Origin of the sequence: Nitrococcus mobilis Nb-231 (assembly GCF_000153205.1) — a bacterium.
Classification (GTDB): domain Bacteria; phylum Pseudomonadota; class Gammaproteobacteria; order Nitrococcales; family Nitrococcaceae; genus Nitrococcus; species Nitrococcus mobilis.
Genome location: NZ_CH672427.1, coordinates 3319867 through 3334551 on the forward strand (window position 1 = coordinate 3319867; position 14685 = coordinate 3334551).

At 57.9% G+C, this 14685-nt stretch carries 8 protein-coding genes and 2 tRNA genes; 9 read left to right on the top strand and 1 reads right to left on the bottom strand.

Annotation, left to right across the window (positions count from 1 at the left end; translation table 11 throughout):
* Positions 1-169 precede the first annotated feature (169 nt).
* The 6 genes from clpX to NB231_RS15125 all read left to right on the top strand — a co-directional run bounded on the left by clpX (position 170) and on the right by NB231_RS15125 (position 7000).
* Complete coding sequence (gene clpX, locus NB231_RS15100) at positions 170-1447, top strand: ATP-dependent Clp protease ATP-binding subunit ClpX (RefSeq protein ID WP_005004533.1); 1278 nt, start codon at positions 170-172, stop codon at positions 1445-1447.
* A gap of 189 nt (positions 1448-1636) precedes the next feature.
* The gene (gene lon / locus NB231_RS15105; RefSeq protein WP_005004534.1) at positions 1637-4072 is read left to right on the top strand and encodes an endopeptidase La; all 2436 of its coding nucleotides are present in this window, start codon (positions 1637-1639) and stop codon (positions 4070-4072) included.
* 345 nt (positions 4073-4417) lie between these two features.
* Positions 4418-4690: an HU family DNA-binding protein gene (locus tag NB231_RS15110; RefSeq protein WP_005004535.1), complete on the top strand. Its 273-nt coding sequence runs from the start codon at positions 4418-4420 to the stop codon at positions 4688-4690.
* Between the two features lie 12 nt (positions 4691-4702).
* Positions 4703-4775 (top strand) — tRNA-Val (locus NB231_RS15115).
* A gap of 11 nt (positions 4776-4786) precedes the next feature.
* Positions 4787-4863, top strand: a tRNA-Asp gene (locus NB231_RS15120).
* A 199-nt stretch (positions 4864-5062) separates the two neighbouring features.
* The gene (locus NB231_RS15125; RefSeq protein WP_005004536.1) at positions 5063-7000 is read left to right on the top strand and encodes a SurA N-terminal domain-containing protein; all 1938 of its coding nucleotides are present in this window, start codon (positions 5063-5065) and stop codon (positions 6998-7000) included.
* A gap of 8 nt (positions 7001-7008) precedes the next feature.
* On the opposite strand, the gene NB231_RS15130 is transcribed toward NB231_RS15125, so the two are convergent.
* Complete coding sequence (locus NB231_RS15130; protein WP_005004537.1) at positions 7009-7809, bottom strand: enoyl-ACP reductase FabI; 801 nt, start codon at positions 7807-7809, stop codon at positions 7009-7011.
* Positions 7810-8249: 440 nt separating this feature from the next.
* Here NB231_RS15130 and der point away from each other — a divergent pair, with 440 nt between their 5' ends.
* From der to NB231_RS15145, 3 genes are all read left to right on the top strand, one after another.
* On the top strand, positions 8250-9680 hold the full coding sequence (gene der, locus NB231_RS15135; protein ID WP_005004538.1) for a ribosome biogenesis GTPase Der: 1431 nt from the start codon (positions 8250-8252) through the stop codon (positions 9678-9680).
* 364 nt (positions 9681-10044) lie between these two features.
* The gene (locus NB231_RS15140) at positions 10045-10923 is read left to right on the top strand and encodes a c-type cytochrome (protein WP_005004539.1); all 879 of its coding nucleotides are present in this window, start codon (positions 10045-10047) and stop codon (positions 10921-10923) included.
* 69 nt (positions 10924-10992) lie between these two features.
* Positions 10993-14649 (top strand): nitrate reductase subunit alpha, encoded by a 3657-nt coding sequence (locus tag NB231_RS15145; RefSeq protein WP_005004540.1) that lies wholly within the window; start codon positions 10993-10995, stop codon positions 14647-14649.
* Positions 14650-14685: the final 36 nt, after the last annotated feature.

The following is a 14685-nucleotide window of genomic DNA, read 5'->3' on the forward strand; positions in this document are numbered from 1 at the left end:
AGCCCGCTCGGCTCATTCTTAAAGATAGAAAGGTCGGCGTGCTACTCGGCCCATAAGTAGGGTAGGGGCACTCAAAGTTTTTGCAAGGCGATAACTACGCTCTTGCGTGAGTCGGCAAAAGAAGGCATGGTTTGAGGAGAGTCCTTCTGCCACGTTCGAGGTTGACATAATGACTGACAGAGAGAACGGCAGAGGCGACGGGAGCGGCAAGCTGCTCTACTGCTCTTTTTGCGGTAAGAGTCAGCATGAGGTGCGCAAGCTTATTGCGGGCCCGTCCGTTTTCGTCTGCGACGAATGTGTCGAGCTCTGTAACGACATCATTCGTGAAGAGATGGAGGAGAAAGCGGCGGGAACGGGTAGCAAGTTGCCCAAGCCGCATGAGATTAAGACCGTATTGGATGACTATGTCATTGGCCAAGAGCAGGCGAAGAAGGTCCTGTCGGTGGCGGTCTACAATCACTATAAGCGCATGGAGGCCAGCCACTCGAAGAGCGAGGTCGAACTCTCCAAGAGCAATATCTTGCTGATTGGCCCTACGGGTTCAGGAAAGACTTTGCTGGCGGAAACCTTGGCGCGATTGCTTGATGTGCCATTTACCATCGCCGATGCGACTACCTTGACGGAGGCGGGTTATGTCGGTGAGGATGTAGAGAACATCATCCAGAAGCTGTTGCAGAAATGCGACTACGATGTCGAGAAGGCTCAACAGGGTATCGTCTACATCGATGAAATCGATAAGATTTCGCGCAAGGCGGATAATCCGTCCATTACCCGCGATGTCTCGGGTGAAGGTGTGCAGCAGGCTTTGTTGAAGCTGATCGAGGGGACGATTGCTTCGGTACCACCGCAGGGGGGCCGTAAGCATCCACAACAAGAGTTTCTTCAGGTAAATACGGGAAACATCTTGTTCATCTGCGGCGGAGCTTTCGCCGGGCTGGAGAAGATCATCCAGCAGCGTTCCGAGCGTGGCGGCATCGGCTTTTCAGCTGAGATCAAGGGGCGGGAGCAACGCAAGAGCATCGGCGACTCACTGCGGGATGTGGAACCGGAAGACTTGATCCGGTATGGGTTGATTCCTGAATTCGTCGGTCGCATGCCGGTAGTGGCAACCTTGACTGAGCTCGATGAGGAGGCTTTGATGCGCATTCTCATAGAGCCTAAGAACGCCTTGGTTAAGCAATATCAGAAGCTCTTTACGATGGAAGGCGCGGCGCTCGAGTTTCGAGAGGACGCTCTGCGTGGAGTAGCCCGTAACGCGATGGAGCGCAAGACGGGTGCCCGTGGTTTGCGTACGCTGATCGAGCGTGTATTGCTGGATACTATGTACGAGCTGCCTTCGATGGAGCACGTCAGCAAGGTGGTCGTCGATGAGTCAGTTATAAGCGGTGAGTCCAAGCCTTTCATTATTTATGCAGGCTCGGATCAGCCGGTGGCGGCATCCGACTGACTCCACCCGAGCCCACCAGGGGCCGGTTCGGCCCCGTCCGCTCCGTAGCAGAGCGCCGGCCGCTTCGCGACCGGCGTTTTTTTCTGCATTGAAAACGGGCTGAGGTGGCCGCATGTTGGAGTTTAATCCGCACACGGGCCGCCTAGCGGTGGCCGTGCCATGTAGTCGATTTCGATGAGGAATTCCGGTATGGCGAGTGACACCGTGACCGAATACATCGATACCGCACCGGTACTGCCATTGCGCGACGTTGTCGTTTACCCGCATATGGTGATCCCGCTGTTCGTGGGCCGAGAGAAGTCAATCCGTGCACTGGAAGCCGCTATGGAGGTGGATAAGCGAATCTTCCTGGCCGCTCAGAAAAGTGCTGAGGTCGATGATCCGGGGCGCAATGATATCTACCGAGTCGGCACCGTGGCCAATATCTTGCAAATGCTCAAGTTGCCCGATGGAACGGTGAAAGTGTTGGTTGAAGGCGCCGAGCGGGCCCGTATCGTACATCTCGATACGGCGGGAGCCTATTTTTCGGCTCGTGTCGAAGGACTTGAAGAAAGCGGTTATCGTGGTGAGCGCGAGGTCGGAATTATCATGCGCTCGCTGCTCACTTTGTTTGAGCAGTACGTTAAGTTGAACAAGAAGATTCCGCCGGAAATCCTCTCTTCACTATCCGGCATCGATGATCCGGGTCGTTTGGCCGATACGATTGCCGCGCATATGTCGCTCAAGATCGAGGAGAAGCAGAAGATTCTCGAGATAGAGAATGTGCAGAAACGCTTGGAGCATATGATGGCTCTCATAGAAGGGGAGCTCGATGTCCTCCAAGTGGAAAAGCGCATCCGCGGGCGTGTCAAACAGCAGATGGAGAAATCTCAGCGCGAGTATTACCTCAACGAGCAGATGAAGGCGATTCAAAAGGAGCTCGGTGAGCTGGAGGACGCCCCGAACGAACTCGAGGAGCTTGAGAAGAAAATCAAGTCTTCGGGTATGCCCAAGGAAGCACGGGAAAAGGCGGAACAGGAGCTCAATAAGCTGCGCTTGATGTCACCGATGTCAGCTGAGGCTACGGTGGTTCGTAACTACTTGGACTGGATCATCAGCGTGCCGTGGAAAAAACGTACGCGAGTGAGCCACGATTTGCGTCACGCCAAGAAGATTCTGGATGCCGATCACTACGGTCTAGAGCGTGTCAAGGAACGGATCGTCGAGTATCTGGCGGTGCAGCAGCGTGTGCGCAAGCTCAGAGGTCCTATTTTATGCTTGGTTGGTCCGCCCGGCGTTGGTAAAACCTCACTGGGCCAGTCCATTGCCCGTACAGTCAATCGCAAATTCGTGCGGATGTCATTGGGTGGCGTACGCGACGAGGCAGAGATACGGGGCCATCGCCGGACTTATATCGGCTCGTTGCCCGGCAAGATCTTGCAAAAGCTCGCCAAGGTAGGAACCCGTAATCCGCTGTTCTTGTTCGATGAAGTGGACAAGATGGCGATGGATTTCCGTGGCGATCCGGCCTCGGCGTTGCTTGAAGTGCTGGATCCTGAGCAGAACTCGACGTTCAATGATCACTATCTGGAAGTCGACTTCGATCTCTCCGATGTTATGTTCGTGTGCACCGCCAACACGCTGAGCATACCGGCTCCGTTGCTGGATCGTATGGAGGTGATCCGCTTGCCGGGGTATACGGAGGAGGAAAAAGTCAATATCGCCTTACGTTATTTGATCCCCAAACAGCGCAAAGCCAACGGAATAAGAAAGGGTGAGATGGATATCAGCGAGAACGCAATCCGTGGTATTGTGCGCTATTACACGCGTGAGGCGGGTGTGCGTAACCTTGAACGGGAAATCGCCAAGATTTGCCGTAAGGTGGTCAAAAGTGTATTGCTCAAGCCACGCGAGAAAAAGATTCTAATTACCCAGCAAAATCTGGACAAATACCTTGGTGTGCAACGTTATCGCTATGGCGTCGTGGAGGAGAGCGATCAAGTCGGTCGCGTCACGGGGCTTGCCTGGACCGAGGTCGGCGGTGAATTACTTACCATCGAGACCGCTGTCGTGCCCGGCAAAGGCCGGTTGACCAATACGGGTCAGCTGGGGGAGGTGATGCGCGAGTCCATTCAAGCCGCTATGACGGTAGTACGCAGCCGTACCCGAGCGCTTGGAATCGATCCGGAGTTTCATCAGAAGCTGGATGTCCATATTCATGTCCCGGAGGGTGCCATTCCGAAAGACGGTCCGAGTGCGGGGATAGGAATGTGCTTGGCTTTGGTGTCGGCGCTAACCGGGATACCGGTTCGTGCGGATGTGGCAATGACCGGCGAGATTACGTTGCGCGGTGAAGTCCTGCCTATCGGTGGGCTCAAGGAGAAGCTTCTAGCGGCATTGCGTGGCGGTATCAAGACCGTATTGATCCCAGAGGAGAACCGCAAGGATCTGGCCGATATAACCAAGGATGTGAAGAATCGGCTTGATATCCGCCCGGTGCGTTGGATCGACGAGGTCTTGGAGGTCGCTTTGACCCAGCAGCCAACCCCGCTGCCCGAAAGCGAGGGCGAGGCTCAAGAGCCTGGCAAAGATGAGCGTCGTTCCACCAAGGGGCGCAAAAAAAGAGATGTGGTCCGGCCCCACTAAGGCATCGGATCTGTGTTGACGCCTTTCCCGAGCGTCTGCTATATAAAATGCGCGGCAGGCCGGTCGTTGTGGCCTGCCGTTCGCTTACAATAAAAAAACACCCGTTTTTGACGGCTTCACCTACAAGTAGGATCATCGGGTGCTAAGAGGCTCAATAGCATGGGGCGCGGCGCTTCTGTCGTCCCGAATGTCAAGGTTGTTCTCAACAAATGAGGACGCTAGCATACCGCCATGATGTCTGTGGTATTGCTTCAACGCTGAGAGGGGCCGAAATTATCGCCTTTTCCAGGTGGGTTGCGTCCAGGGAATTTGCTTGTGTTCAGAGAACAACAGGGGAATACTTGAATGAACAAGTCGGAACTGATCGAAGTCGTTGCCCAGTCTGCCGACCTTTCTAAAGCAGCTGCAAGCCGTGCTGTCGATGCGTTCGTTACTTCCGTGACTGATGCTCTAAAGGAAGGCGACCAGGTGACGTTAGTCGGATTTGGGACATTTGCTGTTCGTGAGCGTGCCGCGCGTACTGGTCGTAACCCCAGGACGGGTGAAAGCATCACCATCCCGGCATCCAAAACGCCCGGGTTCAAGGCTGGCAAGGCTTTGAAGGATGCAGTAAATTAGCCAACTACGTGCGGGTGGTTAGCTCAGCTGGGAGAGCGTCGCCCTTACAAGGCGAAAGTCGGGGGTTCGAGCCCCTCACCACCCATTAAGAAAACCGGAGCGGTAGTTCAGCTGGTTAGAATGCCGGCCTGTCACGCCGGAGGTCGCGGGTTCAAGTCCCGTCCGCTCCGCCACTTCTCTTCGTCAATGAGTGTGGCGCGTCGACGCACTACACAAGAGAGGCGCCTTGCGGGGCGCCTTTTTACTTCTATGCTCGTCCAAGTCGGGTTGGCTAAGTTATGGCTCAGCGCCTGTTTCATTAAACCTGCCCGGGGCGGTTGCGTTGGTTGTCGAGTCTTAAAAAGACGCGCGCACTGAACAGGTAGCTCTATCATGCTGCAAACCATCCGAGATCGGGCGCAAGGTATAGTGGCCTATATCATTGTTGGTCTGCTGATCATCCCTTTCGCTTTTTTCGGTGTTTACAATTATTTTACGGGAGATTCAAACCCGACCGTTGCCACCGTGAACGGTATCGATATCACGCGTGCCGAATTGGATGCGGCCGTGCAGCGTCAGCAGAGCCAATTACGCGAGTTGCTGGGTGATCAATACAATCCGGCGCTGTTTGATGAGAGCCATCTACGCCCACAGGTGCTCGACCGCCTAGTCGACCAGGCTGTGTTGTTGTATTTCATACGCAGCCAGGGCTTTCGCGTGACGGACGAATCGCTGCGTTCATTTATTCGTAGCCAACCGTATTTTCTCGCCGATGGTCAATTCTCAAAGGAACGTTACCGGGCGGTGCTGCGGCAGAGCGGCTATTCTACGGACCAATACGAGGCCCAACTACGCCAGCAGCAGCTGTTGCGACAATTGGAACTCGGTATCGTCGGTACCGCCGTGGCTACTAAGCACGAGATGGCGCGATTCGTGGCGCTCGAGCGCCAAAGCCGCGACCTGGCCTGGCTCAAGATCGACTCGGCGAATTTTCGGGATCAGACTCAAGTGGACGCAAAGGCCATCCAGCAATATTACGCTACGCACAAACAAGCATTTGAACAGCCCGCGCAGGTGAAGGTCAGCTACATCGAGCTCTCCGAGAACGCCTTGGCAGATCAGCTCGAGCTGGATGACAAAGCAGTGCAGCGGTTTTACGAGGAATTCAAAGACAGCCGTTTCACAGTCCCTGATGCGCGTCGAGTCCGGCACATCCTAATCAAACTGCCGAAAGATGCGAGCCAGCACCAGATCGAAGTCGCCCGCGGGCAAATCGAGGCGTTGCGCGAGCGAATCGTGCAGGGCGCGAGTTTTGCCGAACTCGCGCAACGTCAATCTCAGGATGTGGGTTCGGCGCGACAGAGTGGTGATCTTGGTTTCGTGCGCCAAGGGGAGATGGCCAAGGCGATCGATGAGGCGGCTTTCAAGCTTCCAATCGGCGAGACCAGTGAGCCCATACGCAGTCGGTTTGGTTGGCACCTGATCGAGGTTACGGCTAGCCGCGCCGGTGGGGTCAAGCCATTCAGTGAGGTCGAATCTCAGATTCGCCAGGAATTGCTTAAGCAGCAGTCTGGCAAGCGTTTCTATAAGCTCAGCAATCAGGCGGCCAACTATGCCTATGAGCATCCAGACAGTCTCGAGCCGTTAGCCGCTAAATTCGGCCTCAAAATCCGTCAGAGCAATTGGTTCTCGCAAGCCGGTGCTAAGGAAGGCATCGCCTCACACCCCAAGGTCGTCAAGGCCGCTTTCAGCGACGAGGTTTTGAAACAAGGACTCAATAGTCAAAGCATCGATCTCGGCGATGAGCACCAGGTGATTTTGCGTGTCGATCAGCACAAGCCGGCGGCTGTGCGCCCACTGGCCGAGGTCCGGGATCGAGTCCGCGAGCATCTGGTTACTGTTGGGGCATCTGAACAGGCACAAAAACTTGGTGCGCAGTTGCTCGAAAAAGCGAAATCCGGGCAATCTCTCGAAGCTCTGGCTGAGGCTAATCAGCACGCCCGGTACTCGGCTGTGGGCTGGGTGCGACGTGGTAGCAACAAAGTCCCGGCGGCCATTGTGGAACGAGGTTTTCGTCTCCCGCATCCAAGCAGTGACGCGCTTGCCCTGGCAGGAATCGAGTTATCGGATGGGGGCTATGGCGTGGTGGAAGTGCGTGGTGTGCGTGATGGCGCGCTCGACAAGCTCGACGCGGCCGAGCGCACGCAGGTGCGCCAGGGGCTACAGCGTTTGAACGCCGAGTCCACCTTGCAGGCGATGATTCATGTGTTGCGACAACAGGCTGATGTGGAATTCGATCGCGGGCAGGTTCCGTCTGGCGATGCGCCGTGACGCATCGGTTATGGATTATCGCTCAGTTCGGCTCCGGAGAGCGCGACCGCATGGAAGCCGGCGTCTACATGCAGTACCTCGCCGGTGATACCCAGCGCCAAGTCCGAGCAGAGAAACGCGCTGGCGTTGCCGACCTCCTCCAGGGTCACGTTGCGCCGCAGCGGCGCGGCCTTGAGATTGAAGTCCAGCATCTTGCGGAAATTGCCGATTCCGGAAGCCGCTAAGGTACGGATGGGACCGGCCGAGACCGCGTTCACCCGGATGCCGTCCGGTCCGAGGTCATAGGCCATATACCGCACATTGGCTTCGAGGCTTGCCTTGGCCGGCCCCATGACGTTGTAGCTCGGCAGCGCGCGTTCGCCGCCCAGATAGGTCAGCGTCAGCAGTGCGGCGTTGCGGCCTTGCATCAGTGAGCGTCCAGAGCGCGCGAGCGCGATAAAACTATAGCTGCTGATATCTTGTGCAATCCGAAATCCTTCGCGGGTCGTATTATCGACGAAGGAGCCTTGCAATTCCTCGCGGGGTGCAAAGCCGACGGCGTGAACCACGATATCGATACCTTCCCAGCGCTTACCAAGCGTTTCGAAAACGGTCTCGATTTGGTCATCGTCGGTAACGTCCAGCGGCAGTACGAGTTCGCTGCCGCACTCCCGCGCACACTGTTCCACACGCGATCTGAGCTTGTCGTTCTGATAGGTGAGAGCGAGTGTGGCCCCTTCCCGATACATGGCTTGGGCAATACCCCAGGCAATGGAACGGTTGCTGGCGATACCGACAATGAGGGCACGCTTATCTTTGAGAAATCCCATGTCATCTTCCCGGCTGCGGCAGTCTAGGGGGGAGACCGAATTGGGTTCGGCCAGGCTATCTGTTTACTTTCCTATCGCACTCGCACTCGCACTCGCACTCGCACTCGCACTCGCACTCGCACTCGCACTCGCACTCAAGCGGCGCTTGCGAGCATTAGCTTCAGGGTGTTGCGGTCATGCTCCATGCTGCCTGATGCTATCATCAAACACCGGCATTCGCCGAGGAAGAGGCTTCACATGGGCTCTATCGCAATACACCCCGGTTGGTCGGTGTTATCCTCTTCGCGGTTATAAATATACTTGTCGCCTTGTCGAGTCGACGACGCAGGGCGCTCAGGCCGTGCAGGTGGCTCACTATTCTAAGGTGCCCAAGCGATGTCCGCTATTAGGGCTACGTTTATTCACTAAGCGGCTTTGATGGGGCGAAAAGCGTGAATTCCATGGAACCCGTAATCGTTCTGGTAGGGCGGCCCAACGTCGGTAAATCGACATTATTTAATTGCCTCACTCGTAGCCGCGATGCCTTGGTAGCCGATTTCCCCGAACTGACCCGCGATCGCCAGTATGGCCGAGGGCGGATCGGGCCGTGTGCCTATATCGTGGTGGATACTGGTGGTATGGGGCAGGGCAATGGGGCTATTAGCGAGGGTGTCCAAGCTCAGGCGCGCCAGGCGATCGCACAAGCCGATGCCGTGTTGTTTTTGGTCGATGCACGCAGCGGACCCACCGCGGCGGACGAGGCGCTTGCAGGCGAGTTGCGCGCGCAGGGCAAACAGCTGTTTTTGGTCCCCAACAAGGTGGATGGGCTCGACGCGCGTGTCGTAGCGGCGGATTTTTATACGCTCGGTTTGGGAGACCCGCATCCAATAGCCGCGGCGCACGGTACCGGCGTGGCTCGGCTCATGGCCAGCGTGCTGCAGGGTATGACGGCAGCGGTAAACGAGGTGGTGGAGCCCCCCTATCGAAGAGATACCGCTGTCGAGCGCATTCGGGTTGCCATAGTTGGGCGTCCCAATGTCGGCAAGAGCACACTGATCAATCGCCTTTTGGGCGAAGAGCGAGTGCTCGTTCACGATCAACCCGGCACTACACGAGACAGCATCTTTATTCCCTTCGAGCGCGACGGGTTCGCCTACACTCTGATCGATACCGCCGGGATGCGGCGCCGCAGCCGCGTCTATGAAGCCGTGGAGAAATTCAGCGCCATCAAGACGCTGCAGGCCGTCACGGCAGCACAGGTCGTGATCTTGCTGCTGGATGCTCACGAGAGCATCACCGAGCAGGATGTTCGTATCATCGGTTATGTGCTCGATGCCGGTCGTGCGTTGGTGCTGGCGGTTAATAAATGGGATGGCCTGGAGCCTTCGCGTAGGGAGCAGATCCGCCGCGGATTGGAGCGCAAGTTGGGCTTCCTCGATTTCGCCAAGCTGTATTTCATCTCGGCACTCTACGGCACGGGTGTGGGTTTGCTGTACGGTGCGGTGCAACAGGCCTATGCATCCTCTTGCCGTAAACTCGATACGCCGCAGCTCAATCGGATATTGACCGAGGCGGTGGCCGCGCATCAGCCTCCATTGGTGCGGGGACGTCGGGTGAAGCTGCGCTACGCCCACCAAGGTGGGCGCAATCCGCCGGTGATCGTCATCCACGGTAACCAAACCGCTCGGTTGACATCCGCCTACCGGCGCTATCTGGTCAATATCTTTCAACGCCAATTGGGCCTCTGGGGTACCCCTATCCGTTTGGAGCTCCGGGCTGGATCGAACCCTTATGCCGGGCGTGTCAACGTGCTCTCTCCCCGTCAGCAGGCCCGGCGCAAACGGCTGTTGGCCTTCGTCAAGCGGAACCGGTCGCGGCGCAAGCGCGGCTAGTCGCCCGGGGGTGATCCTCGAAGCTTGCCCAGGTGCTACCGGCACGGGTGTCTTCTCGACCCAGCTGCCCGGAAAAACTCCGCAGGCCTGTCTGGGGAGAGGTTTGCGAGTGACGCACGGCTGTAGGTAAATTACCGACAGTCGCCGCGGGTCTCTTGAAAAAGGTTGAGTCGCGTGCTACATATCCTCGCACGGGTTGTTGCAAATTTCTTTGCAGCTTTTCTTCACAACAGAGGCGTCGTACGTGGCGCACGGCTCGCGCGGAGCGCGAGCTGTTGCGTTTAGATGCGGGCGGGCCTTTTCGTAGACGCGCGCGGGACATTGAAAATAAGGAATTCAACGTCCTGGGTAAGGAGGTTAAGCGATGCTGAATGCCCCGAGCAGGCGGCGAGCGCGGTTTAAGCAGGTGTTGTTGGTGTCGGCGGCGATCGGTCTTGGAGTGTTCACTACGGGCACTTGGGCGGGTGATGCGTCCGCAGGCGCTACGCTCTTCAAGCAAAAATGCGCGGCCTGCCATACTATTGGTCAAGGCGACAGGGTGGGTCCGGATCTCAAGGGTATTACCAAAGAGCGTGATGAAGCGTGGCTGAAGGAATGGCTTAAAGATCCGGCTGCGATGATCGCCTCGGGCGATCCGGTCGCCAAAAAAGTCAGTGAAAAATACCCCATGACCATGCCCAATCTGGGGCTGTCGGACCAGCAGATCGATGATTTGATCGCTTATATGGCTCAAGATGGAGCCGCGGGTGCTCAGTCCTCGGCAGCGGGCGCCACTGGATCGGCCGCGGCCCCGGCGGCAGCGGCTACGGAGGAGAGCGCGGGCTCGGCCGACAAGGGTGAGCAGTTGTTCACCGGTGAGACGAGCTTTCGAAACGGTGGTCCCTCCTGCGCCGCTTGCCACAGCGCTGCCGGGTTAGGTGGCGGCAGCATGGGGCCTGATCTGACGAGCACGCACGGTCGGCTCGGTGATGCCATTGTCACTTGGCCAGAGGCGATGGCGCCGATGCAGCCAATCTTCTCTGCCAAACCGCTGACGGACTCCGAGAAAGCGGATCTGCTTGCTTTCTTCAAGGCGACAGCCGCTGACCCCAATCAATCCTCCGGCGGACCGGTGGGTATGCTGCTCGGGTTGTCGATCCTCGGGGTCGTGGCGCTCGGGGCGATCGTGAGCTTCGTTTGGCGGCGTCGGATTATTGCGGTCCGTGAGCCCATGGTGTCGGGTACTGGTCGCTGGCGGCGGTGATCGTCAATGATCGGTAAAGAAGCAGTGATGACCACTGAATTACGATTTCGACGAGGAGGCTAACAAGCTATGGGCTGGATTCAGGATCTTATCAATCCAAAGACACGCCGGTGGGAGGAGTTTTACCGCAACCGCTGGCAGCACGATAACATCTTCCGGAGCACCCACGGTGTGAACTGCACGGGTGGCTGTTCGTGGGCGATTTACGTCAAGGACGGCATCATCACCTGGGAAATGCAGCAGACCGACTACCCCTTGCTCGGGCGGGGTGAAGGTGGCCGCGGCATACCGCCCTATGAGCCGCGCGGCTGTCAGCGCGGCATCTCTGCATCGTGGTATGTCTACAGCCCGATTCGCGTCAAATACCCCTACGGCAAGGGTGTATTGCTGGACTTCTGGCGCGAGGCGCGCTCCAGTCACAACAACCCGGTCGAAGCGTGGAGCTCCATCGTCACCGACGAGAACAAGCGTAAGCGCTGGCAGAAGGCCCGCGGCAAAGGCGGCTATCGACGCACAACCTGGGACGAGCTGCTCGAGCTCATCGCCTCCGCTTGTCTGTACACCGCCCAGAAGTACGGACCCGATCGGGTAATGGGCTTCTCCCCGATCCCGGCCATGTCGATGCTCTCCTATGCGGCCGGCTCGCGCTTCCTGCAGCTCTTCGGCGGCGTGAACATGAGCTTCTATGACTGGTACGCCGATCTGCCCAACTCCTTCCCGGAGATCTGGGGTGATCAGACCGACGTCTGCGAGAGCGCCGACTGGTACAACAGTAAGTTCATCGTATCGATGGCCTCCAACCTCAACATGACCCGCACCCCGGATGTGCATTTTATCTCCGAGGCGCGCCATGAGGGGGCCAAGTTCGTGGTGCTGGCGCCGGATTTCAGCCAGGTCAGCAAGTACGCCGACTGGTGGATCCCCGTTAAGAAAGGGGAGGACCTTGGGCTGTGGATGGCAGCCGGCCATGTCATCTACACCGAGTTCTACGTCAAGCGCCAAGTGCCTTACTTCATCGACTACGTGACGCGCTACACGGACATGCCGTTCCTGGTCAAGCTCGAGAAGGACGGTGATGGCTACCGTCCGGGTCGCTACCTGACCAGCGAGGAGGTCAAGAAGTACAAGAAGCAGGAGAACGCCGCCTGGAAGCAGCTGGTGTTCGATCGCAAGAGCAACGAGGCCCGCTGCCCGAAAGGCCAGATCGGCCATCGACATGGCAAGCACGGTCAGTGGAACCTCAAGATGGAGGACGGTCTCGACAACAGCCCCATCGAGCCCGTGCTGAGCTTCCTCGGCGAGAGCGACGATGTCGCCATGGTGCAGTTCTACGAGTTCGCCTCGCAGACCGTATACAAGCGCGGCGTACCGGCGAAGAAGATCGACACCGGCAGCGGCAGTGTATTGGTCGCCACGGTCTATGACCTGAACATGGGTCAGTATGCTGTGAATCGTGGTCTGCCGGGCGATTACCCGGAGAGCTACGACGATCTCAAGCCCTACACCCCGGCCTGGCAGGAGCAGTTCAGCGGCATCGGCCGGCAGACGGTCATTCGCTTCGCCCGCGAGTTCGCCGGCACCGCGGAGAAGACCAAGGGCCGCTCGATGGTCATCGTCGGCGCCAGCGCCAACCACTGGTACCACAACAACCACATCTATCGGGCCGCCATCAACTGCCTGATTGCCTGCGGTTGCTGTGGCCGCAACGGCGGCGGCATGAACCACTACGTCGGTCAGGAGAAGCTCGCGATTGTTGCGCCATGGAACGCTCTCGCCCTGGCTGGCGATTGGGGTATCAAGCCGCGTCTGCAGCAGTCGCCGGTCTGGCATTACGTCAACAGTGACAGCTGGCGCTATGAGGGCTCGTTCGAGGAGTATGCACCCTCTCCGCCCAATGCCAAATGGGCCAAAGGTCACTCTGTCGATTTGGTCGCCAAGTCGGTGCGCATGGGTTGGATGCCGCACTACCCGCAGTTCAACCGCAGTCCGCTGGAGGTCGCCCGCGAGGCGGAAAAGGCGGGTGCGAAGGACGACAAGGGTATGGCGGATTATGTGGTGCAGGCGCTGAAGAAGAAGAATCTCAGCTTTTCGGTCGACGATCCGGATGCCCCGGAGAACTGGCCGCGAGTGTGGTTCATTTGGCGGGGCAACGCCATGCAGTCGAGCGCCAAGGGCGCGGAGTTCTTCTTGCGACACTACCTTGGCACGCATGACAACGCGGTCGCCGAAGAGCGCGCCAAGCCGCACGTCAAGCACGTCAAGTTCCGCGAGCCTGCTCCGCGCGGTAAGTTCGACTTGGTGGTCGACATCAACTTCCGGATGGATTCCACGGCGTTGTACTCCGATATCGTGCTGCCGACGGCCTTCTGGTACGAGAAGAACGATCTCAACAGCACCGACTTGCACTCGTTCATCCATCCGTTGGGTCAGGCGGTGCCGCCGGTCTGGGAGTCCAAGAGTGACTGGGACATCTTCAAGGCGTTTGCCAAGAAGATCAGCGAGATGGCGCCTAGCGTGTTTTCGGAGCCATTCAAGGATGTCGTTGCGGCACCGCTGACGCACGACACGCCGGACGAGATCGCCCAGCGCGACGTGAAGGACTGGCTGGAAGGCGAGTGCGAGCCCATTCCGGGTAAGACCATGCCGCATTTCCGGGTGGTCGAGCGCGATTACAGTTTGCTCTACAATAAGTACATCTCCTTGGGCTCCGCTATACGGGAGAACGGGATCAGCGGCAATGGCTGCAGTTTCCCAATCACGAAGCAATACGATGAGCTCACCAACCAGCCGGTCGGCGGCTCACCCGACCCGCGCCATCGCCGGGCAGTCGAGTGGGGCGGCAAGCGCTACCCTTGCGTCGAAGACGCGCTCGATGCCGCCAACGTGTTGTTGTACCTGGCCCCGGAGACCAACGGCGAGGTGGCCTATCAGGCCTTCAAGTCGGAGCAGGAGCACTGCGGTGTGCCGTTGACCGACTTGGCGGAGCCTTACCGTGGTCACCAGGTAACATTCTATGACCTCACCCGTCAGCCACGGCGGTTGCTGTGCAGCCCCGTTTGGACCGGCAATTGTGGTGACGGCCGGGCCTACTCGGCTTGGACGCTGCAGATCGATCGGTTGGTTCCGTTCCGGACATTGACCGGCCGGCAGCACATCTACATCGATCATCCCTGGTATATGGACTTCGGCGAGCATCTGTGCACTTATCGGCCGAAGCTCGACTACAAGAAGATCCATGATCTGGATAACAGCCCGATCGATGACAAGACGTTGATCCTGAATTACATCACGCCACACGGGAAGTGGAACATCCACTCGACCTACAAGGACAACCACCGCATGTTGACCTTGTCGCGTGGTATGGATCCGGTTTGGATCAACGATAAGGATGCGGCGCGGGTCGGTTTGAAGGACAACGACTGGGTCGAAGTCTATAATGACAATGGTGTAATCGTGACGCGCGCCAACGTAAGCCGCCGAGTGCAGTCGGGCATGTGCCTGTACTACCACGCCGTCGAGCGGACCATCTACATACCCAAGTCGCAGATCCGCGGCGGCCGGCGTGCCGGTGGTCACAACAGCGTCACGCGTACCCGCATCAACCCGGTATACCTTGCAGGAGGGAATGCGCAATTCACCTACCTGTTCAATTATTGGGGTCCGACCGGAATCATGACGCGGGATACGCACGTTGCAGTGCGCAAACTCGAGAAGCTCGAGTGGTAGCGTGAACGAGAGGCATCAAGTAAGCGGCCGCGCCCG